The organism is Actinomadura rudentiformis (assembly GCF_008923185.1).
GTDB classification, from domain to species: domain Bacteria; phylum Actinomycetota; class Actinomycetes; order Streptosporangiales; family Streptosporangiaceae; genus Spirillospora; species Spirillospora rudentiformis.
In genome coordinates this window covers 305,267-326,456 of sequence record NZ_WBMT01000002.1, presented here as the reverse complement: position 1 = coordinate 326,456, position 21,190 = coordinate 305,267, and the positions used below count along the sequence as shown (strand labels likewise).

General features: G+C 72.0%; 20 protein-coding genes. 9 read left to right on the top strand and 11 right to left on the bottom strand.

What is annotated here, in order from left to right; all coding sequences use genetic code 11:
* Positions 1 to 13: 13 nt before the first annotated feature.
* The 6 genes from F8566_RS04970 (at position 14) to F8566_RS04945 (ending at position 6,036) form a co-directional block, all read left to right on the top strand.
* A complete protein-coding gene (locus tag F8566_RS04970) occupies positions 14 to 1,600 on the top strand; it encodes a CDP-alcohol phosphatidyltransferase family protein (RefSeq protein ID WP_151558462.1) in 1,587 nt (528 codons plus the stop codon).
* Complete coding sequence (locus F8566_RS52185) at positions 1,597 to 2,157, top strand: DUF5941 domain-containing protein (RefSeq protein WP_264159288.1); 561 nt, start codon at positions 1,597 to 1,599, stop codon at positions 2,155 to 2,157. The genes F8566_RS04970 and F8566_RS52185 overlap by 4 nt, the downstream gene beginning before the upstream one ends.
* Before the next feature lie 2 nt (positions 2,158 to 2,159).
* A complete protein-coding gene (locus F8566_RS04960; RefSeq protein ID WP_151558460.1) occupies positions 2,160 to 2,891 on the top strand; it encodes a phosphocholine cytidylyltransferase family protein in 732 nt (243 codons plus the stop codon).
* A 165-nt stretch (positions 2,892 to 3,056) separates the two neighbouring features.
* Positions 3,057 to 4,130, top strand: coding sequence for an iron-containing alcohol dehydrogenase family protein (locus tag F8566_RS04955; protein WP_151558458.1), 1,074 nt, complete (start codon positions 3,057 to 3,059; stop codon positions 4,128 to 4,130).
* A gap of 7 nt (positions 4,131 to 4,137) precedes the next feature.
* Positions 4,138 to 5,043: a CDP-alcohol phosphatidyltransferase family protein gene (locus F8566_RS04950; RefSeq protein ID WP_151558456.1), complete on the top strand. Its 906-nt coding sequence runs from the start codon at positions 4,138 to 4,140 to the stop codon at positions 5,041 to 5,043.
* Positions 5,044 to 5,136: 93 nt separating this feature from the next.
* On the top strand, positions 5,137 to 6,036 hold the full coding sequence (locus F8566_RS04945; RefSeq protein WP_264159287.1) for a glycosyltransferase family 2 protein: 900 nt from the start codon (positions 5,137 to 5,139) through the stop codon (positions 6,034 to 6,036).
* Between the two features lie 3 nt (positions 6,037 to 6,039).
* Here the strand turns inward: F8566_RS04945 and F8566_RS04940 are convergent, their stop codons facing one another.
* Together F8566_RS04940 and F8566_RS04935 are read right to left on the bottom strand one after the other, a co-directional pair.
* Complete coding sequence (locus F8566_RS04940) at positions 6,040 to 6,531, bottom strand: metallophosphoesterase family protein (RefSeq protein WP_151558452.1); 492 nt, start codon at positions 6,529 to 6,531, stop codon at positions 6,040 to 6,042.
* A gap of 43 nt (positions 6,532 to 6,574) precedes the next feature.
* Positions 6,575 to 7,012, bottom strand: a complete 438-nt coding sequence (locus tag F8566_RS04935) for a nuclear transport factor 2 family protein (RefSeq protein ID WP_225992887.1) — start codon at positions 7,010 to 7,012, stop codon at positions 6,575 to 6,577.
* Positions 7,013 to 7,111: 99 nt separating this feature from the next.
* Between F8566_RS04935 and F8566_RS04930 the strand changes: the two genes are divergently transcribed.
* Positions 7,112 to 7,522, top strand: coding sequence for an ester cyclase (locus tag F8566_RS04930; RefSeq protein WP_151558451.1), 411 nt, complete (start codon positions 7,112 to 7,114; stop codon positions 7,520 to 7,522).
* Between the two features lie 38 nt (positions 7,523 to 7,560).
* Here F8566_RS04930 and F8566_RS04925 read toward each other — a convergent pair whose 3' ends face one another.
* The 7 genes from F8566_RS04925 to F8566_RS04895 all read right to left on the bottom strand — a co-directional run bounded on the left by F8566_RS04925 (position 7,561) and on the right by F8566_RS04895 (position 14,801).
* Positions 7,561 to 8,229: a TetR/AcrR family transcriptional regulator gene (locus F8566_RS04925; RefSeq protein ID WP_151558449.1), complete on the bottom strand. Its 669-nt coding sequence runs from the start codon at positions 8,227 to 8,229 to the stop codon at positions 7,561 to 7,563.
* 78 nt (positions 8,230 to 8,307) lie between these two features.
* Positions 8,308 to 10,842, bottom strand: coding sequence for a HelD family protein (locus F8566_RS04920; RefSeq protein ID WP_151558447.1), 2,535 nt, complete (start codon positions 10,840 to 10,842; stop codon positions 8,308 to 8,310).
* Positions 10,843 to 10,933: 91 nt separating this feature from the next.
* Positions 10,934 to 11,770, bottom strand: coding sequence for an SDR family NAD(P)-dependent oxidoreductase (locus F8566_RS04915; protein WP_151558445.1), 837 nt, complete (start codon positions 11,768 to 11,770; stop codon positions 10,934 to 10,936).
* On the bottom strand, positions 11,767 to 12,480 hold the full coding sequence (locus tag F8566_RS04910; protein ID WP_225992886.1) for an acetoacetate decarboxylase family protein: 714 nt from the start codon (positions 12,478 to 12,480) through the stop codon (positions 11,767 to 11,769). Before F8566_RS04910 ends, F8566_RS04915 begins: the two co-directional genes overlap by 4 nt.
* A 43-nt stretch (positions 12,481 to 12,523) precedes the next feature.
* A complete protein-coding gene (locus tag F8566_RS04905) occupies positions 12,524 to 13,009 on the bottom strand; it encodes an SRPBCC family protein (RefSeq protein WP_151558443.1) in 486 nt (161 codons plus the stop codon).
* A gap of 42 nt (positions 13,010 to 13,051) precedes the next feature.
* Entirely contained in the window at positions 13,052 to 13,642 is a 591-nt protein-coding gene (locus F8566_RS04900) for an HD domain-containing protein (RefSeq protein WP_192809522.1), read from the bottom strand.
* Positions 13,643 to 13,673: 31 nt separating this feature from the next.
* The gene (locus F8566_RS04895; protein ID WP_151558441.1) at positions 13,674 to 14,801 is read right to left on the bottom strand and encodes a glycosyltransferase family 4 protein; all 1,128 of its coding nucleotides are present in this window, start codon (positions 14,799 to 14,801) and stop codon (positions 13,674 to 13,676) included.
* A 204-nt stretch (positions 14,802 to 15,005) separates the two neighbouring features.
* Here F8566_RS04895 and F8566_RS04890 point away from each other — a divergent pair, with 204 nt between their 5' ends.
* Both F8566_RS04890 and F8566_RS04885 read left to right on the top strand, forming a co-directional pair.
* On the top strand, positions 15,006 to 16,025 hold the full coding sequence (locus F8566_RS04890) for a hypothetical protein (protein ID WP_151558439.1): 1,020 nt from the start codon (positions 15,006 to 15,008) through the stop codon (positions 16,023 to 16,025).
* Positions 16,022 to 17,212 (top strand): DUF6716 putative glycosyltransferase, encoded by a 1,191-nt coding sequence (locus F8566_RS04885; RefSeq protein ID WP_151558437.1) that lies wholly within the window; start codon positions 16,022 to 16,024, stop codon positions 17,210 to 17,212. Before F8566_RS04890 ends, F8566_RS04885 begins: the two co-directional genes overlap by 4 nt.
* Positions 17,213 to 17,214: 2 nt before the next feature.
* Here the strand turns inward: F8566_RS04885 and F8566_RS04880 are convergent, their stop codons facing one another.
* Together F8566_RS04880 and F8566_RS04875 are read right to left on the bottom strand one after the other, a co-directional pair.
* Entirely contained in the window at positions 17,215 to 18,699 is a 1,485-nt protein-coding gene (locus tag F8566_RS04880; protein WP_151558435.1) for a glycosyltransferase family 39 protein, read from the bottom strand.
* Between the two features lie 148 nt (positions 18,700 to 18,847).
* Positions 18,848 to 21,178, bottom strand: coding sequence for a phospholipid carrier-dependent glycosyltransferase (locus F8566_RS04875; protein ID WP_151558433.1), 2,331 nt, complete (start codon positions 21,176 to 21,178; stop codon positions 18,848 to 18,850).
* Between the last annotated feature and the right edge of the window lie 12 nt (positions 21,179 to 21,190).

Sequence of the window (21,190 nt, the reverse complement as noted above, 5' to 3'; positions counted from 1 at the left end):
GCCGGAGGCGCCGATGACCGTAGCGGTAATCCTCGCGACCGGACGGATCGCCGGGAGTCACGATCCGTGCCCCGCGGCCGCCCTGCCCTACGCGGGCGGGTCCGGTGACGCGGAGCGGCTGACGCTCCTGGCACGGCTGCGCGCCCAGCTGGCCACGCTCAACGTACCGGACCAGCACATCATCACCCGGCCGGAGCTGGCACCAGCGCTGCGCGAGGACGGCCACGACGTCATCGAGTCCAAGGGCACGGTCAGCGACCTGCGCGAGATCGCCGAGCTGGCGGCCCGGACCGAGGCACCGATCGTGGTCCTGACCGGCGACCTCGTCACCGGTGAGGAGCCGCTGGCGCGGCTGCTGCTCGACGCCAAGGGGCCCGCCACCGCGCTGACCGGCCCGCCGCCGGACGCCGCCACCCCGGTCCGCGCCGAGCGCCGCCGGATCGCCTCTGCGGGCTCCCCCTACCACCGGGTGACCGAGCCGAACGCCGGGTTCCCGGGTGCGCTGCGGGTCGCCCACTCCCGCGCCGGCGCCCTCGCGGAGATCGCCGGGAACCTGGCATCGCTCCTGGAAGACCCCGACGCGCTCGAACGGCTGAGCCCCGAGCCGGAGCCGGGCGCCGCCGCGCCGGGACGGGCGCCGGAGACGATCGAGCTGCTCCTGGTCGGGCTCGTCCGTGCCGGGATCCCGGTGGCCCAGTGCGGCGACCCGCAGCTGGTCTGCCTGCGCGCCGACAGCGCGGAGGCCGTGGACGCCGCGCGGGCGGCGATCGACGCCGTGGACGAGGACAAGGTGCGGCTGGCCGCGGCGGTCAAGAGCAACGACGGCTTCTTCACCACGTTCGCGGTCAGCACCTACTCGCGCTACATCGCCCGCTGGGCGGCCCTGCGCGGGCTCACGCCCAACATGGTGACGTCGATCTCCATGGGCATCGCCGTGGTGGCGGCCGTGTGGTTCGCGGCGGGCACCCGCACCGGCATGATCGTCGGCGGCGTGCTCTTCTACTTCTCCTTCGTCTTCGACTGCGTGGACGGGCAGCTGGCGCGCTACTCCCGGCAGTTCAGCACGCTCGGGGCATGGCTCGACGCCGTCTTCGACCGGGCCAAGGAGTACGTCGTCTTCGTCGGGCTGGCGGCCGGGTCCACCGCCGCCGCGGCCGGCAGCGGTGTGCACGGCGGCGACGTCTGGGGTCTCGCCGTGGCCGCCCTGGCCCTCCAGACCGTGCGGCACATGATCGACTTCTCGTACGGCGCGAGCCGCCGCCAACATGTGTCGCGGCCCCTGCCAGTGTTGCCGCTGACGTCCCCGGACGACGGTTCGAGCGCATCCGGCGCCGCTCCCATCGAACGTCCTGCGGCGGCCCAGGGCGCGCAGCCGAGCGGGGGCCTGGCCGTACGGCTGTCCCGCAGTACGTCGCAGGTGCGGGTGCTGCACTGGGCCAAGAAGATCATCGTCCTGCCCATCGGCGAGCGGTTCGCGCTCATCGCGATCACCGCCGCGCTGTTCAACGCCCGGGTGACCTTCGTCGCGCTCCTCGTGTGGGGCTGCGTCGCCGCCATGTACACGCTGACCGGACGAGTAATGAGGTCGATCGCGCGATGACCGCCATGGCCGAGGACGGAGCGATCCAGGAGCCGGGCGCGCCGGACGCCGCCGCGCAGGCCGCCGCCGCGCTCGCCGCCCGTCAGCTGCGGGCCTACCGCGACGACGGGCCGATCTGCATGACGCTGGGCCGGCTGGCACGCGGCCGCCTGCCGTCCGGACCGGTCGGCAGGCACCTGCAGACCGGGCGTCTTGACTGGCTTGTCCCGCCCATCATCCGCGCGATCGAGTATGGTTACCTGGCCGTACTGGGGTTCGCACAGGGCGTGTCGGCACCGCTGATCTATGCGCTGATCGCCGTGCTCGCGTACCACCACTACGACACCGTGTACCGCACCCGTCAGCGGCTCTGGCCACATGACTGGGTCTTCCGGGCCGGCCTCGGCTGGGAGGGCCGCATGCTCATTGTGGCTTTTGCGGGCCTCTCGGGGTTTCTCCCGTTCGCGTACGCTGCGTTGGCCGCCTACCTTGGCGTGTTGTTCGTCAGTGAGAGCGTCACGACGTGGACGCGGACCGGACGCGGTACTGGCGAGATCGTCGACCTGGAGGAAGATTAAGCATGATCGGGATGGTGCTGGCGGCGGGCGCGGGCAGGAGGCTGCGACCGTACACCGACACGCTGCCCAAGGCGTTGGTGCCGGTCGACGGCGAGACGACCATTCTCGACATCGCGCTGGGCAACCTGGCCGAGGTCGGGCTGACCGACGTCGTGATCGTGGTCGGCTACCGCGCGGGGGCTGTCGAGGAGCGCAAGGCCGCCCTGGAGGAGCGTTACGGCGTCTCCCTCACCCTCGTCCACAACGACAAGGCCGAGGAGTGGAACAACGCCTACTCCATGTGGCTGGCGCGCGAGCATTTCTCCAAGGGCGTCCTGATGGTCAACGGTGACACCGTTCATCCGGTGAGCGTGGAGAAGACGCTACTTTCCCACCGCGGCCCGGACATCCTCCTGGCCGTGGACAACGTGAAAACTCTGGCCGACGAGGAGATGAAGGTCATCCTCGACGACGCCGGCAACCTCAAGACCATCACCAAGCTGATGGACCCGGCCAGCGCGGCCGGCGAGTACATCGGCGCCACGCTCATCGAGCCCGCCGCCGCCGAGCCCCTGGCCGACGCGCTCAAGGCGACGTGGGAGCGCAACCCCGACCTCTACTACGAGGACGGCTACCAGGAGCTGGTCAACCGCGGCGGCACGATCTCCGTGGCCCCGATCGGCGCCGTCGACTGGGTCGAGGTCGACAACCACGACGACCTGGAGAAGGCCCGGCGGATCGCCAAGACGTACTGATCCACCAGCACTGATCCACCCACACTGATCCACCCGCACGGATCCGTTCACCTGATCCGTTCACCGCCCAGAACCGCACACCGACCTCCGGCCGCCCGGCGCCCGCGCCGGACGCGGCGGTGCCGCCCCCGCGCGACCGCCGCGATCGCCGGAAAAGGAAGGCACATGCCCCTGCTGACGCGGATGCTCAACGCGCCGCTGTCCATCGACGTCCGCCGCGGTGCCATCGCGGCCCTCGGCGAGCTGCTGGCCGACAGGCGGATAGCCACCGAGGGGCGGGTGGCGATCGCGGTCGGCCCGGGGCAGGGCGACCAGATCACCGAGCATGTGAGGCCGTCGCTGTCGGCCTGCGAGGTGTTCCACGTGGACGGCGGCACCGTCGACGCGGCGGTCAGCCTCGGGTCCAAGCTGCGAGCGGGGTCGTACGAGGCGGTCGTGGGCATCGGCGGCGGGCGGACGATCGACGCGACCAAGTACGCGGCGACGTTGTCCGGCATCCCGATGGTCTCGGTGGCCACCAACCTGTCGCACGACGGCATCTGCTCCCCGGTCGCCTCGCTCACGCATGACAAGGGCAAGGGCTCGTTCGGCGTGGTCATGCCCCTCGCCATGATCGTCGATCTGGACTACGTGCGGGCGGCGCCCGAACGGCTCGTGCGCGCGGGCATCGGCGACGTGGTGAGCAACTTCTCCGCGGTCGACGACTGGCTGCTGGCCGCCGAGGAGGTCGGCGAGACGGTGGACCGCATGGCGCTCACGGTCGCGCGGACCGCGGGCGAGGCGCTGCTCCACCAGCCCGAGTCGGTCGAGTCCGACCGGTTCCTGACCGTGCTGGCCGAGAGCCTGGTGTTGTCGGGCATGGCGATGTCGTTCGCCGGCGACTCCCGGCCCGCGAGCGGCGGCGACCACGAGATCCTGCACGCCATCGACCAGCTCTACCCGGGCACGGCCAACCACGGTGAGCTCGCCGGCATCGGCGCCGCGTTCTGCTACCACCTGCGCGCCACCCGCCTCGGTGTCGGCGCGGAGCGGCTGGCCGAGATCGTCGCCTGCCTCGACCGGCACGGCCTGCCCAAGGGCCCAGGGGACGTGGGGCTGACCGTCGAGCAGTTCACCGAGGCCGTGCACTACGCCCCGCAGACCAGGCCGGGCCGCTATACGATCCTGGAGCATCTCGCCTTGGACCAGGGGGAGATCCGCAAGGCGGTGGAAGAGTTTGTCCAAGTCCACGGAGGCTGAGCGGCCCATGGCCGACACGCGTGCGCCCGGCGACCAGGGTCCACCCGACCAGGGACCGTCCGGACAGGGACCGTCCGACCAGGATCCGCCCGGCGGCCAGGACCACCGGCCGTCGCGCCGGACAGCCAAGGTCGCCGACATCCGCCGGTACGGGCAGCCGCCCGGGCTCAAGGATCGCCGGAACGAGGAGCACTGGGCGGGCCGCCTCTACATGCGGACCCTCTCCCCGTACTTCGCCTGGATCTTCCTCCGCCTCGGCCTGAGCCCCAACCAGCTCACCTACCTGATGATGCTGAGCGGCATCGTGGCGGGTTTCGTGGTGTCGCTGCCGGCCACCGGCACCGCCGCGCTCTGGACCGCGCTCGGCGGGGCCCTGCTGATCCAGATCTACCTGCTGCTCGACTGCGTCGACGGCGAGGTCGCCCGTTACCTGCGGCAGACCTCGGTCGCCGGGGTCTATCTCGACCGCATCGGCCACTACCTGTCCGAGGTGTCGCTGCTCATCGGCCTCGGCTTCGCCGCCCAGGGCGGCTGGGAGAACGGCGGCTGGGTCGAGCTCGGGCTGCTCGCCGCCCTCGGCGCCGCACTGATCAAGGCCGAGACCGACAACGTCGTGGTGGCCCGGGCCAAGTCGGGCCTGCCCGCCGATCCCGTCGGCGGTGACCGTGCGCTGCGTCCCCGGTCCACCGGCATCGCGCTCGCCCGCCAGGCCGCGTCCATGCTGCGCTTCCACCGCATCATCGGCGCGGTCGAGCTGTCCCTGCTGATCGTCGCCGCGGCCGCGCTCGACGTGGTGATGGGCAACGACACACCTGCCGCGATGCGGGTGCTGACGGTCGCGGTCGCCTTCGTCGCCGTCCTGCAGACCCTGCTGCACCTGGTCAGCATCCTGGCGTCGCGGAGACTCAAGTGAGATCACTCGTCAATGAACGGGAGATCACCGCACGAGAAACGCGATCTTGCACAAAGGTGTCATCCGAGTGACAGACTTGTGCATGATCGTGGAGTGGCAGGGAGTGTCTCGTTGAAGCTGTCGGTCGTCGTGCTGACGATGGGTAACCGTCCTGAGGAACTGGCCAGGGCCGTGCGCAGCGCGCTCGAACAGGAGCACGTCGACGTCGAGGTCGTGCTGGTAGGCAACGGCGTCGATCCCATCGGGGACCGCGCCGGTGTCGCTCCCTTCGACGACGAGCGCGTCACCACCGTCCACCTGCCCAAGAACGTCGGCATCCCCGCCGGCCGCAACCGTGGCGTCGAGGCGTCCTGCGGTGACGTGATCCTCTTCCTGGACGACGACGGCTGGTACCGGTCGCAGCGGCTGGGCGTCTACCTGCGCGACCGCTTCGCCGCCGACCCGGGCCTGGGGATCATCTCGTTCCGGGTGCGCGACCCCGAGGGCGGCCGCGGCGAGCGCCGCCACGTGCCGCGGCTGCGCGCGGGCGACCCGGAGCGCTCCTCCGAGGTCACCACCTTCCTCGGCGGCGCCTGCGCGGTCCGCCGCGCCGCCTGGGACGCCGCGGGCGGACTCCCGGAGGACTTCTTCTACGCGCACGAGGAGACGGATCTGGCCTGGCAGGCGCTCAACGCCGGCTACCGGATCGTGTACGACGCGTCCGCGGTGATGTTCCACCCCGCCGTGCTGCCCACCCGGCACGACATGTTCTACCGTTACAACGCCCGCAACCGTGTCTGGCTGGCCCGCCGTAACCTGCCGTGGCTCCTGGCGTTCACCTACCTCGCGGTGTGGGTCGGCATGACCGTCCTGCGCGAGCGCAAGCCGAGCGCCCTCAAGCCCTGGTTCAAGGGCTTCGTCGAGGGCTGGCGCAAGCCGGCCGGTCCGCGCCGCCCGATCTCCTGGCGCACCGCCTGGCGCATGACCCGCACCGGCCGCCCACCGATCATCTGATCGTCAGGTCACGGGGACGATCTCGGCTTTCCGCAGGCGCCCCTTCTCGATCGTGAGGAGGCCGATGGTGCCGTGCGGTTGGCGGCGGCGATCGGTCGGCGAGCCGGGGTTGACGATGCGGATCCCGTCGCCGCTCTCGTCCAGCGGGATGTGGGAGTGGCCGAAGACCACCAGATCGGCGTCCGGGAAGGTGCGCCGCATCCGGGCCGTGCGGCCCTTGGCCTGACCGCTGTCGTGGATCATCGCGACCGTGAGGCCGTCCAGGTCCAGCTGGAGCGTCTCCGGGGCGCCCCAGGCCGCCACGTCCGGGCCGTCATTGTTGCCCAGCACCGCGTGGACGGGCGCATAGGCGGAGAGTTCGTCGAGGACGTCCGCCGTGCAGACGTCCCCCGCGTGCAGGATCAGATCGGCGTCACGCAGATGCTCGGCAACCGCGGGCGGGCAGGACTTCCAGCGGCGCGGCGCGTGCGTATCCGAGATCGCGACGACTCTCACCAGGCCATTGTGCCCACGTGTCCGCCCCCGTATCGCCGCTCGCTCACTGCATCGTGCGCCAGAGTTGCTCCATGACGACCTCGCGGCTGCGCCAGCCGCCCGCCGTGCGGACCATCCGGTGGTGGTACCAGCCGCCGCCGCGGATGAGGCCGGGGGTGTCCGCGTTGACGGCGTCGCGGCTCGGCGCGAGCGTGTCGGTGAACGAGGCGGTGACCTCGGCGCGGTCCCCGTCGAAGGCGATCAGCGTCGCCCCGATGAGGTGCTGGCGGCCGGGCCAGGCCGGCAACACCTTCGCCAGCCAGGCCTTGGCCTCGTCCAGTGAGCCCGCCACGCCGCCGGACGAGCTGTAGTCCAGCGTGGCGTCCGCGGTGAAGACGGTGTCCAGGAGGTCCCAGCGGCCGGAGTCCACCGCCAGCGCGTAGCGGGCGAGGACCTCGCCGATTTCGAAACGGTCGGAGAGCTCCGCGGGCGACATGGGCATGCCATCAGGTTAGCAAGCGCTTGGTCAGTGCCCCTGGCGTGCGGCGGCAGGGCGGTGAGCAGAAGGTGTCGCCTGGGCCCTGGGGGGCACGCTGGCGTCATGGACGCTAACGAGAAGCTCTACCGGCGGTGGTTGTTCGATCTGTGGGAGGGGGACTTCGACGTCGCGGAGGAGATCATCGCTCCGGACGCCGTCGGACACTGGCCGAGCCTCGACGTGCGCGGCCCGCAGGAGTTCGTCGCTCAGGTACGCCAGTCCCATGAGATGTTCGACGACATCAGCACCTCGGTGGACGTGGGCCCGATCCTCGGCGGTGACATGATCGCCGCCCAGTGGACCCTGCACGGCTCGTACCGGGGTGGCATCCCCGGCGCCACCGCGCCGCCCGGCACCCGCATCGCCCTCAAGGGCCAGGACATCTTCCGCGTCGAGAACGGCCTGCTCGCCGAGTACTGGGTCATCTCCGACGCGATGGGCATGATGACCGCCCTCGGCGCCGTCGGCGGATAGCACGTTCGGTGTGACCCCCGAGCCGCCAGGCGAGGGGGTCAAGGCTGCGAGGGCCTTGAATAAGAGGGCCTTGAATAGGTGGCCACCGCGAGGATCAGGTGGGTGAGCTCGGCGGTGATGGCGTCCAGCGGGACGTCCTGGCCGCGCGCGGACCAGTGGTGGACCAGGTTGTTGACCGCGCCGATGATGGCCGTCGCGGTCAGCCGGTAGTCGCGGTCGACGGCCTCGCCGCGCGCGACCGCGTCGTCGGCCAGGGCGACGATCATGTCGGCCCAGCGTTCCCGCCATTCGAGCCGCAGCGCCTCCAGGTCGGGGCTGACTCCGATGATCTCGACGAAGCTGATCCGGGCCCAGCGGGGGTCGCTGGCCGTGACCGCGACGTACGCGCTCACCGCGCGTTCGATCCTGGTGGGCAGGTCCTCCGCCGTGACCGCGGCGGACGCCTCGCTCACCGCGGCGTGGGATCGTTCGTTCAGCCGCAGGTGGAGCGCCGCCAGCAACTCCTCGCGGCTGCTGAACTCCTCGTAGAAGTTGCGCGTGGACACGCTCGCGGCCGAGCACAGCCGTTCGATGGACGTCGCGGCGTAGCCCTGGGTGCCGAAGAGCTCCAAACCCGCGGACAGCAGCCGTTCCCGCCGCTCGGCACGGCGTTCTTCAGCCGTGCGGCCTCCATAACTGCGCCGCGGGGCGGGATTGCGGCCGCTCATACAACTCCGGTCGTCAGGACACAAAGCGGTCAGGTCTCTTGGCAGCCTAACCGCCGGTCGCCGGGGTGGGCAGTACCACTAGCCCGTGGTGAGGATCGCGGTCCACTGGGGGTCGCCGGTGAGCACGGTCAGCCGCTGGGTCGCGCGGGAGACCGCGACGTACAGCACGCGCAGGCCCCGCGGCGACTGGGCGGCCACGGTCTCAGGCGCGACGATCACCGCCGCGTCGAACTCCAGCCCCTTGGCCTCCAGGACGTCCAGCACCTGGACCCGCTCCGGCAGGCCGGCGGCGAGCCGATCACGATCGGCCGCGCTCCAGGCCCCGCCCGTGCCTGTCTCACCGTCCACGGAGAAGAGATCGGGCTGCGGGTTCCCCGTGCGGGACGGGCCTGTGGGCAGCGGCACGATCAGTCCGATCGTCCCCTCGACCTGGTCGAGGAGCTCCTGGACCGCGGCGCGGGCCGCCGAGGCGAGCTCCGGCCCCGGTACGGCGCGGATGACCGGCTCGATGCCGGAGGTGCGCACCGCGCGGGCCGGGCGGGCCTCGGGCAGGGCCAGCGCGAGCACCCGGGTGGCCACCGCCGCGATCTCGGTCGAGTTGCGGTAGTTGGTCGTCAGCTCGTACTCGTAGCGCGCCCGCTGGACGGTGGACGGCTTGCGGGTACGCCCCTTGCCCCGGCGCGACCGGGACGAGCGGCTCTCGGGCTTGTCGCCGCCGAGGGCGGTCTCCATCGCGGCGCGGGCGGCGTCGAGGTCCTCCCAGGCGCTCTGCGCGGGGTCCTCGACGATCGTCCAGCTGGCCTGGCGGCCGCGGCGGCCCAGCATGCGCCACTGCATCGGCGACAGGTCCTGCGCCTCGTCGACCACGATGTGCGCGTACTCCGGGCGCTCCTCGACGACGCCGTCATCGACGCGACGGGACCGTTCGAGGCGCTCGATCGAGGTGGTGAGCTCGCGCATCTCCGGCTCCCAGTCGTCGTCCGCGACCTCCTCGCCGGTGAGGATGTTGACGCCGTCCACGACGTACGGATCGTCGTCGGCCGCCTTGGGCTTGCGGCGGGCGGGCCGGGGCGGCGAGCCGAGCAGCGCGTCGATCTCGTCGAGGAGCGCGACGTCCTGGTAGCTGAGGGTCGCGGGGTCCGCCCATGAGGCCGCCAGCAGGGCCACGGCGTCGCGGTCGAGATCGCGCGCGGCCGCCCGGCGCAGCCGGTCCTCGTCGCCGAGGGCGGCCAGCACGTCGAGCGGGCGGCGGATCGGCCACCAGGCCATCAGGAAGTCGGTGAACGCCCGCTGCTCACGGACCCGGGCGGTGAACTCGCCCTGCTTGCCCTCCGGCTTCTTGGCCGCACCGGAGCCGTTCCCGTTCCCGTTCGAGGCCGCCCCGTCGCCCGCCGCGTCCTCCAGCTCGCCGAGGCCGTCTGCGGCGAGCAGGTCGTTCCAGAGCGCGAGGTTCTCCTGGCCGGGGGGCGCGGGCTCCTCGTGCCCGCCGATGTCGGTGTATTGCTGCCACAGGGCCTCCAGCAGCAATTCGGCGGCCCGGCCCCTGGCGGCGTTGACGCTGCCCCTGCTGCGCCGGTGCACCTCGTTGCGCAGCTTGTCGAGGCGCTGCCGGTCCAGCCGTACGACCACGCCCCGGTGGACGACGCGCAGCTCGTCGGGCGCGCCGGGCGCCTGGTCGGCGACGGCGCGGCGCAGCACCCGCACCATGGTCTCCGCGCCCTTGAGCCGGGCCAGCGCGGGGGAGTCGTGGCCGGTGGCGGTCACGCCCTCCACCAGGTCGCCGAGCGAGCGCAGGCTCGCCGAGCCCTCGCCGAGCGAGGGCAGGACACGCTCGATGTACGCGGTGAAGCGGCGGTTGGGCCCGACGATCAGCACGCCGCGGGAGCCGAACCGGCGGCGGTGCCGGAAGAGCAGGTAGGCGACGCGGTGCAGCGCCACCGCCGTCTTGCCGGTGCCGGGTGCGCCGCGGACGAGCACCGTGCCGTCGGCCGGCGCGCGGATCACCTCGTCCTGCTCCCGCTGGATGGTGGCCACGATGTCGCGCATCGCGCCCTCGCGCGTCCGGGCGAGGGAGGCGAGGAAGGCGCCGTCGCCGACGATCGTGAGCCCGTCGGCGGCCTCGGGATCGAGCAGGTCGTCCTCGAGGTCGACGACCGCGTGGCCGCGCGAGTGCAGCACCCGCCGGCGGACCACGCCGCGCGGGTCCTCGGGGGTGGCGCGGTAGAAGTCCTCGGCGGCGGGCGCACGCCAGTCGATCACGAGCGAGTCGTGCTCGGACGTGCGGACGCCGATGCGCCCGATGTAGCGGATCTCCCGGCCGGTCAGGTCGAGCCGGCCGAACACCAGGCCGTCATCGGCGATGTCCAGCGCCTGGGCGCGCAGCGCGGCCTGGTGCACCATGGCGTCCCGGTCGACCAGCGAGCCCTTGGTCCCGGCGAGGGACTGCCGGTAGCCCTCGCGGATCATGGCCTGGGCGTCCGCGCGCATCTCGTCGAGCCGCTCGTACGCCATGTCGACGTACCGCTGCTCGGCGGCGATCTCCTGGTCCTTGACCGTGGTCTTGGCTGAGGCCGGCCGGCCCGTGACGGCTCCCGGCCTGCTCAGGGACGACATGCAGGCTCCTCGCGACTGTGCTCCTCGGGGGTTTCCTCCCCGTACCCCACGGAGGGGCGAAAGAGCCAGCTTATGCGGTTCGGGCGGCCCGCTAGCCGGTTCGGGTCTCCTCTGAAAGCCCCCGGCCGGGCCGGATGGCCTGCCGCAGTACAAGATCGACGATCCTGGGGGCGTGCCGCTGGAGGAACACCGCGGCCCTGGCCCGGCCGCCGGGCAGGACGTAGAGATCACGGGCGGGACGGGCCAGCGAACGGTCGATCTCGTCCAGGACCAGCCGGGGCGGCATGATGCGCGTCCGGCCGACCGCCGGGTACCGCTCCACGATCCGGCGGAGCATCGGGGTGTCGACCTGTGGTGGGCACACACAGCGGATCTTCACGCCGCTGTCGCCGTGCTCGCGGACGAGGGCCTCGGCGTAGGCGTTCACCGCCGACTTGGCCGCCGCGTACGCCGAAGTCAGCGGGGCGGTCAGCCAAGCCGCGAGCGAGGAGAACAGGATCAGCTCGCCCTGGCCGCGGGCCAGCATGCCCGGCAGGACCGCCCGTACGACGTGGACGGTGCCCAGGTAGTTGACCCGGACCACCCGTTCGACCTCGTCCAGGGGCTGCTCCAGGGCCGGTGAGAGCGGGCCGATGCCCGCGGCGTGCAGGACCCGGTGCGGCGTGCCGATCTCGGCCACGAGGGCCTCGACGGCCTTCGGGTCCGCGACGTCGCACACTCGCGTGTGCATGTTGGGGGATCGTGCCGCCGTGCGTCCGAGGCCCGCCTCGTCCACGTCCACGCCGACGACGTCCCAGCCCGCGGCGGCCAGCCGCTGCGCCGCGAGCGCTCCCAGCCCGCTGCCCGCGCCCGTGACCAGCGCCGTCCGTGTCCCCCGAGGAGGAACGACCTCCCACGACCCTGGGGCGGTCTCGCCGGTCCGGTTCATCGCCGGACCTCCGTGGCATCCGCGAACTCCATCGCCAGGTGCGCGACCGTGCTGCTGCTCAGCGCGCGGGCGCCGTGGAGACCGAGCCCGCGGAGCTCGTCGGCCACGGGGTGGTCGCCCAGCGTGAGGCGCGCGCCGCCCGGCCGGAGCCGCACCCCGGACGGCGACATCGTCCACGGTGTCCGGCGGGTGATCCCGTCCAGGCAGGAGTACGCGTCGACCTTCGGCGCCGCCGCGCCGCCCGGCATCGGCAGGCCGGGCTTCACGGCCAGTTCGAGGGCGGTGCGGCCGCCGAAGCGCACGGCGCAGCGTTTGATCCGGCTGGCGAGGTCGATGGGGATGTCGGCGATCTCCTTGGGGAATCCCCAGATCGTCCGGCCCGCGTCCAGCGTGAACGCCTGGTTGACCGGCAACCAGTGGATGAACGCCCCGATGGGCCCGCCGTCCGGCGGGCGTACGAGGAACGCCACCGCGAACTCGTGGTACGGGCCCAGATCACCGTCCGCGTAGCGGATGAAGGCCAGCGAGCAGATGGCGCGTCGCCGGGTTGGACGAGCAGGGCCCGGGATGGGCGTGGCCACCCGCAGGCCGGAGTAGTCGATGAGGGTCTGCGCCGGGGCCGCGGGCACGGCGAACATCGCCGATGCCACCGCGGCGTCCCGGATCCGGACGGGCATGGTGACCCGCTCACCCTGAATCACATGGCTCACACCGCCAAGTAGAACAGGTTCTTATTTTCCTGTCACTACGGGATCACCGTGATTCGAGGGCCGCCCTGAGCCGGTCCAGGGTGGCGCGCATGCCCGCCCGGTTGATCTCGGCACGCCGTTCGGCCGGAACACCCGTGAAGACCTTGCCGAGCAGCGAGACGAACCCCGCGCCGCGGGTGTCGCGCCGCAGGTCCTCCCAGTATTCGGTCAGCCGGGTCGAGCCGTCGCCGATGCCCTCGATCCGGTACCCCCACAGCGCCACGGGAATGCCGAAGCTCGACACCCGGAACGCGAAGACCTCCCCGGGCACGGCGGCGTTGACCTGGCAGTTGGTGAACCAGACCCGCCAGCTGATCCGGTTGAAGCCCACGAATCTGGTGCCCGTCTCGACGGATCGCCCGCGCACCCACACGGCGAACGTCTCCTCGCTCCACTCGCGCATCCGCCGCAGATCCGCGATCGCCGCGTACACCGCCGTGGGCTCCGCCTTGATGGCCACGCTCTCCTCGACCACCCATTCCCTGTCCATGTCCCGATCATCTCAGGGTGCGGCCAGGGGCGATCAGGGGCGTCAGCGCAAATGGGCGAACTTTTCGCGCCATTCGCCGTACCACCTTGCGAACCAGGGATGCTGCGCGGCGAGCGGCAGGATGTACGTCACCGTCTCGGCGTAGTAGCGGCGCTGTTTGTCGGGTGGCATCTGGTAGAGGCGCTGCACGTTGCTGACGCGGTCGGCCAGCTTGACCAGCACCGCTTCGCGCGGTGCCTCGCCGAGCCGCCGCAGGTACGCCGCCTTGGCCGCGCGCTTGGCCTCCCGTCCCGCGCCCGCGGCCGGGGGCTTGGTCACCCAGTCGACCAGCTCGGTGACGACCGGCCCGAACTCCGCCTCCACCTCGTTGAGGGTGGCGTCGGTGTCCTCGACGACGTCGTGTAGCAGGACCGCCGTGAGCAGGTCGGAGGAGGTCACCTCGGCCCCGCGGACGAGCACTTCGAGGGCTTCGAGGAGGTGCTCGACGTACGGCACACCCGTGGGCCGCAACTGGTCACCGTGCCAGCGCTGCGCCGCCGTTGCCGCCCTTTCGACGGCGGCCAGGTCCACGGGCAGCTCCGCCAGGTCCACCCGGGCCTCGTCCCAGGTCCGCCAAGAGGTGAAGATCTCCACTCGTGCGCTCCGTTCAGCACGTTCTGCCCGTTCAGCCGGACTCCAGACTGGCACAGGGCAGTCCAGCGGCGCTCGGGCGCCCGGCCCAGGCTTCCAGCTGGGAGACGAACTCCTCAGCGTGAACGGCCCAGTGGAAGCGCGCGCGGGCCGTCTCGTACGCCCGCTTGCCCATCTCGGTGCGGAGGCTCGCGTCCTTGGAGAGTTCGAGGACCGCGTCCGCTGCCGCCCGCGGGTCGCCGAACGGGACGACGATCCCGCTGCCGGCGGGCTTCACCACGGCCACCGTCGCGGGATGCGGCGTGGTGACCACAGGCACTCCATGGGCCATGTACTCCATGACCTTGGCAGGCACTGGGCGGTCCTCCGCCGGTTCGTCGTGCAGGAGCGCGAGCCCGGCCGTCGCGCCTTCCGCGATACGGAGTGCCCGGTCGTTCGGGACGAATCCGTACCAGCGCAGGATCCCCTCCCGCTGTGCATCCCGCAGCGCGGGCCGGACCTGCGGGTCGGCCGGGCCGATCAGCTCGACCATCACGCCCGCGGCGGCCAGCAACCGGGCCAGCTCGATCATGTCGTGGGCGCCCCGCCCGGGCGACAGCCGCCCGACGTAGACGGCGCGGCCGGGGCCCGGCGGAGCGGGCGGCTCCGCGGCGACGTACGCGGTGTTCGGCACCACCGGGTGCGCCCTGGCGAACCGGGTGCGGTGGGCGTCCTCGGCGAGGAGCAGCCGATGCCGGCGCTCGGTTCGCGCCTCCAGCCGCCGCACGAACGGGCGCAGCAGCGGGCGCACGGGGCGGAGCAGGCGCCCGCGTTCGGTCAGGGCCACCGTGGTGTCCTCGTGCACGTCCCAGACGACTGTCCGCCGCCGGACCGACCGGGGGAGCGAGATCAGCAGCTCCGGGTCGTGCAGCAGCACCACGTCGGCGTACGCGGCGTGCTCGGCCAGGGCGCGGTGCGCGGTGCGGACCGCGTGCAGGCGCCGCCGGCCCGTCGCCTGAGGCACGTCGACCGGGGTGATCTCGCGCCAGGGCGTCACGTTGCAGGCGCGGAACGGCGCGATGTACGTGACCTCGTGGCCCGCGTCGAGGAGGGCACGGATCTGGCGGTGCAGGACCCGGGCGTCCTCGGGATGACGTGCGATGGTGCACACGCAGACCCGCATTGGCTCACTCCTGGGGGAAGACACTGTCCTTCTGGGCGATTGTGAGCGCGCTGGGAGAATTCCCGCCGTACGGCAGGGTGACCGCGGGTGAACGTCGGCCGGTCGGTGGGCGGACCCCGGCGCGGTCGGTGGGCGGAAGAATGTCCCCATGTAGTTGTCCAGAGGTTCACCTTCCCGTCGCGAAGCCGGGCCACAATGCGCAAGGTGTCCCTATCCGCACCGTCACCGCCCGCGCTCAGGCGACCACCCGCCACCAAGGTCTGGGTGGAGTCGCCGCTGCAGCTCCTGTCGGCGGTCGAGGCCCATCACGCCGGCCTGCTCGGCCACGGGACCGAGGTCGTGCTGCGGTCGGGCGTGGAGCCGCTGGTGGCGACCGCGTCCGAGGTAGAGCGGCTCGGGCCGCACCTGGGGCTGGCGGGGCTGCACGTGGGCTCCCGGGTCCCGCTGCCGAGCGGCACCGGCACGTTGGTGATCGGCGACGCCTTCTCGGGCACCGTGCAGCGGCGGCTCCTGACGTTCCGGGCGCAGCGGCTGATCATCGCCGATGACGGCCTGGCCACCATCCACCTGCTCGAACTGCTCGCCGCGCCGGATCCGCGGCCGCTGATCCGGGCGCGCGCCCAGCCCACGATGGCCCGGCAGGCGCTGGGCCTGGCGGCCGCCACCCGCATGCGAGCCCTCGGCCGCGCGGGCCGCCTGATCGTCTTCACCGCGCTCCCGGTCCCGGGGGAACTGCGCGAGGCGGTGACGAAGCACGGCGTCACGATCGTCGGGCACGACTTCCCGTGGTTGCGGAGCCGGCCGTCCGGCCCTCCTCCGCCGGAACGGCAGGTCGTCCTGGGCAGCTCCCTGGTGGCGAACGGCCTTGTGCACCGCGAGCGCTACCTCGAGTGGGTCGCCGATCTGGCCGCCGCGGAGCCGATCGCCTACCGCCCGCACCGGCGCGAACTTCCGGCCGACCTCGCCGAGCTCCGGCGCAACCCGCGGATCTCGGTGGCCGAGCCGGGACCCCCTGTCGAGGTCTGCCTGCGCGGGCTCACCCGCGAGCACCGGGTGATCAGCCTCCCGTCGACCGCGCTCACCTCGTTGCGGCTCGTCCTGCGGGGCAACGGCACTACGATCCAGGGCGTGACCGTTCCTGCCGAGTGGTGGACCGACCAGGCCGACGCCGGACTGCGCGAGCATCTGAGCCTGTTCCTGGACGGGCTGGAGCCCGCCCGTTGACCGCCAGGGTCCTCGCCGTCGCCGACTCCGATTCCTATCTCAAGTGGGCGGCCGGCCTGCTCGACGCGCTGCCGCCCGGCTGGACGGCGCGCACCGCGGTCGTGCGGTCCCCGATCACGCCGTCCGCGGACCAGATCCGGGCCGCGCTGAACGGGACCATGACCATCGAGGCCGAGGTGCTCCCCGCCCGCCGGTTGCGCCGCCTGCTCGCCTCGTACGAACCCGACGTCGTGCTGCTCGCCTGCACCGGTCCGGTGGTCGAGGTGCTGAGCGGCATCATCCTCGACCGCGCCGGTCCCCGGCCCGTCCTGGTCTCCGGGCTGCCGGGGATCTCGGTGCCCGCCAGCGAACGCGCCTGGGTCTTCCGCTCGGCCGCCGACCTGTTCATCGTGCACAGCCACCGCGAGGTCGACGAGTTCACCGGGATCGCCCGCGCCCTCGGCATCCGCGGCACGGTGGGCCGCGCCCGGCTCCCGTTCCTCGATCCGGCGCCGCCCAGGCCGCTACGCGACCGCGTCGTCTTCGCCACGCAGGCCAAGGTGCCCGTCGCCCTGGACGAACGGCGTCGCATCCTCCTCTCGCTGGCGACGCTGGCCGGCAAGCGCCCGGATCTGCGGCCTGTGGTGAAGCTGCGCGGCCGCGCCGACGAACAGCAGACCCACCGGGAGCTGCACCACTACGAGCTTCTCTGGCGCGACCTGGTGGCCGAGGGCAAGGTGCGCGCCGGTGCTCTGACGTTCGACGCCGGTCCCATGCGCGAGCATCTCGCGCATGCCGCGGGCTTCGTCACGGTCAGCTCCACCGCGGCCCTGGAGGCCATCGCCGCGCGGGTGCCCCTTCTCGTCCTGTCCGACTTCGGGGTGAACGCCGAGATGATCAACGTGGTCTTCGAGGGCAGTGACTGTCTCGGGACCCTGGCCGACCTTGAGGTGGGGGCCTTCCGTACTCCCGACCGGGGCTGGTGTGCGGCCAACTACTTCCACGACCCGGTGGACGACGACTGGACCACCCACTTGTCCGGCCTGGTCGCGCAGGCCCGGACGGGCGGTCTGCCCGCGCCGACCCGCCTCCCGTACCCCGGTGGCGCCCGCGCCCGCCGCCGGGCCCGCATGCGCCTGGAGGCCCCGGCCGCCATGGAGGTCATCTCCGCTGTGCGCCAAGCCCGCCAGCGCGCAGCCGGAGGCTGAGGTCAGATGGGGGGACTGCCTCCGCACACACCGGCGTCGGCGGGACGAGAGCGCGTGACGAGCTTGATGCTTCCGCCCTTGTAACGCCAGACGCCGAGCGTCACGTCGAGGCCCATCCTCTGCACGAGGTTCTCGCGGTTGCGGACCCATGGCGGCTGGCGGGCACCGCCGCCGTCCATCAGCCAGACGCGGCCGACATTGCACAGCCGAGTTGCCAGCACCGCAGGGTTCACGTCCTCGCCGTCGAGGTTGGCGGCTTTGGCCGGGGTCTTCCGGACCATGAGATCGGTGAGCCCTTTGTAGGCGTCCGCATAGGCCGCCGTACGCCAGCGCTGGTGCCGTGCGAGGAAGAGGACTCCGTCGCCGGGCATGGCCCGTTCCCGCACGATGTCGGCGGCGGCACGCAGGTCGTCGATCCGCTCGTCCTGCTTGCGGATCTCCAGTTGGCCGGGGACGGTGAGCGCCAGCACCGCCACGAGCGCGACCGCGGTGAGAGGTCGCCACAGCTGTCCAAGTGCCACCAATCCCGCCGCGACCAGGAGCACGAGCGCAGGCACGCACAACAGCACGTACCGCGTGCGGAACATCGGCTGGACGAACGAGGCCGACAGGAGGAAGACCGGCGGGAAGAAGAGCCAAGGCAGCGCCAGCGCGGCCAGTCCCGGCGTTCGCGGCCGTTGCAGCCTGCCGGCGATCACGCCGATGACCATGAGTGCGGTGAGGACCAGGATGAGCCGTTCTCCCCCCGCCATGAAGCGCACCAGGCTCCAGGTCATGACGGCCGTCGGCTTCTGTAGGGAGGCGACCTGTGCCTTCTGGGTCTGCGAGGCGATGACGAACGGGGCGAGCACGACGAGCGCCGCCGCTGTCGCGGCGAGCCAGCGGCGCAGGAGACACGGCTCCACGCGCGTCCACAGAAGAGTGATCGCGTGGGCGGCGACCAGCAGCAGGCCGAAGATGTTGAAGAGCCCGACGAGCACCAGGGCGACGGCGTAGCCGGTGAGCCAGATCCGCCGCCGGTCCCTCGTCCCGGTCTTCTCCGTGGCCTGGACGGCGCGTACGAGCAGATAGGTCGCCAGCACGGCGGCGGCCGTGACCATCGCGAACGGCCGGGCCTCCTGCGCGTACCGGGTGACGGTCACGCTCGTCGCGTAGCAGATGCCGGCCACCAGGGCCGTCGCGTCCGAGCCGCACCGGCGGCCGAGCGCCACCACTCCGGCGGCGCCGGCCGCCATGGCCACGGCGGAGGGAACGCGCACGGCCAGCTCGCTCTCACCGAACACCGCGACCCACGGCTTCATGATCAGGTAGTAGGCGAGATGCACGAGATCGAGCCGGTGGACGGCGCGTTCGAGATCGGGCAGCGAGCGCCCGGTCATGCTGATCGTCGCCGCCTCGTCCAGCCAGAAGGACGGTCCGCTGATGCCCAGCAGGGCGATGACCAGCGTCATGGCCGCCGCGAAGGCCGGGACGGCGCAGGTCCTCATCGAATGGGTGCCAGGTGCCACACTTGTAGGACGATTAAGAGGACCAATCGGGGTGCCCGAGAGCACTGACTAAATGGATCAGATGACAATTTGTTCATCTTCTGCATCCCTTTTTCGCGCAGAATTCACCGGCCGTTTGAACGAAGTCTCAGGGCGCGGTGAACGCGTCGATCCGGAGGGCGTGGTGAGTCGCCAGGAGGTCGCAGACGGGGGCGTCGCGGTCCCACCGGTAGAGGCCCGGCATGCCGGGGCACGCCCGCTGCGCCTCCAGGCGCGCGGCGATGACCAGCGAGAGCATGTCGGGGGCCCGCAGGCCGGTGGCGGTGAGACCGCTGGCGGCGCCCTCCAGTTCGTCCAGCGCGCCGCCGCTCTTCCACCGCACCTCGGGCACGATGTCGGGCCGCCAGGTGCCCGCCGGGAGGGGCCTGCCCAAGATCTTCATTGTTTCGAGCGCGATGCCGCGTGCGGCGCGTCCCCGTTTGGTCGCCGTCCACTTCTCGAATTCCGGCTGATCGAACGTGGGCGCCTTGGCGTTCAGCGCCGTGGCTAGCTGGGCTGAGAGCAGCCAGTGGCGCGCGTTATCCGGGGTGAGCTCACGGCCCTTCGGATAGCCGCGCGGCAGTTCACGGCGGATCCGGTTCTCCACGCCGGGCTCGACGGTCCCGCCGGCCTGCTTGAGCGTGGCGAGCCAGATCGCCCGGTCGAGCGGAGTCGCGCGCATGACGTCCGGTGTACGCGCGGTGAGGCCCGCGACCATCCGGGGATCGGCGGTGGGCAGCCGTCCCAGCGAGCGGATCTGGGTGACGTAGTACGCGGCGTAGAGAGCGGTCAGCTTCTCCTTCGCCGGGAAGGGCAGCTTGCGTGACCACTCCGGGTCGGTGGTCGTGGACGGCCGGAAGAGGCCGTCGGGAGTGCGGAGGCCTTCGAGCGATGCCGCGAGCTGCCGCCGATCGGCTTCGGCTTGCCTGGCTTCGCGGGCGGAGGCCGAGCCCGGCCAGGTGACGAGCAGCGCGGCGGCGAGGACGGCGGCGGAGGCGGCGGCGATCGGTGCGCGCCAGCGATGCGGCGCGATCCGCCACGGCGGTGCCAGCCCGAGGGCCAGCGCGGCGAAGGGGACGGCGGGCGGTACGTAGCGGGGATCGAAATCGGCCATCGCGGCAGGGACCACGAGCAGCGACCAGGCGGTCAGCCAGGGCACCACCGCGATCCACTGGCGCCGGACGACCATGCCGATGGGCGCGACGAGAAGGATGATCAGCAGGGCCGGGCCGGGCAGGCTGGTCCAGCGGTCGGCTTTGTAGTCGCGGACCCGCCCCGCATGCGGCTCGACGACGCGCGGCTGGTCGTCCGCCCCCGCCTGCGGGATGTCGAGATAGCGGGCGATGCTGATCGCGCCGTTGCCCTCCATCGGCGTGAGGGTCCGGGGGAAGGACAGCGCGACGGGGGTGGCGGGCGTGGGGTAGGCCGTGTCCACGGCCCGGAAGGACCGGACGGTGTCACGCCAGACGACGGCGAGATAGTCGCCTGGCTGCTCCATGATGGCGCGCTTGGCGAAGCTCTTGGCCAGCGCGTTGCCCTCCGCGCCGGACCTCTCCACACCGTTCCAGCGGACGAACGCCGAGGACGTGCCCCAGCCGCCCCAGAGCGCGGAGAACGCCGGGGCGACGACCGAGTCCTCCGGGAGCTTCGGGCGGCAGAGGAACCGCTCCTCCGCGGGTGGCTTGATCTTGGCGCAGTCGGCGAACGCCGCCGTCCGGCCGTACAGGAAGGCGCCGTCGCTGTTGCTCAATCCGTACCGGCCGTACTCCTCGTGGAACCACACCGCGTACGACCCGACCGGGATCGCGAACGCCGCCACCAGCGCGATCGTGACCCACCGGGTCCGTCGGCGGTACAGCAGCCGGGCGGCGACCAGCACCACGATCAGCGCGGCCGGCGGCCGGATCAGGGTCGCGGCGGCGATCGCCAGCCCGGCCAGGGGCACCGTGATCCAGTACGCCCACCGGGCACGCCGGAACCGCCACGCCCCCAGCGTGAGGCCCAGCATCATGAAGAAGATCCATGGCGACTCGGACACCAGCATGGTCTCCAGCTGGAGCAGCCGGGCGTCCAGGAGCGCGGGCACCGCCGCGAGCGTGGCCCACCACGCCGCGATGCCCCGGTTGCGGAGCAGCAGGTAGACCATGGCTCCGGTGGCGACGCCGAGCGAGTGCTGGACGGCGGCCACCGCGGTGAGGCTGTGCTCGCCGCGCAGCAACGCCAGGAACGCCGAATATCCGCTGGTGTGCCAGCTTCCCGGGCTGAGGTGCGTCGCGTGGTCGAGGTACTTACCGGTGTCGCCGAACCACAGCCCGCCGGGATAGCCGCGCGTCGCCATCACGCGAAGCCGGATCGCGTACGCCAGCAAACCCAGGAACACGACGTGGCGCGCCACGAACAACCCAGCCGCACGGGCGGCCCCCAGCAGGCCTACGCCCACCTGTAGCTCCCC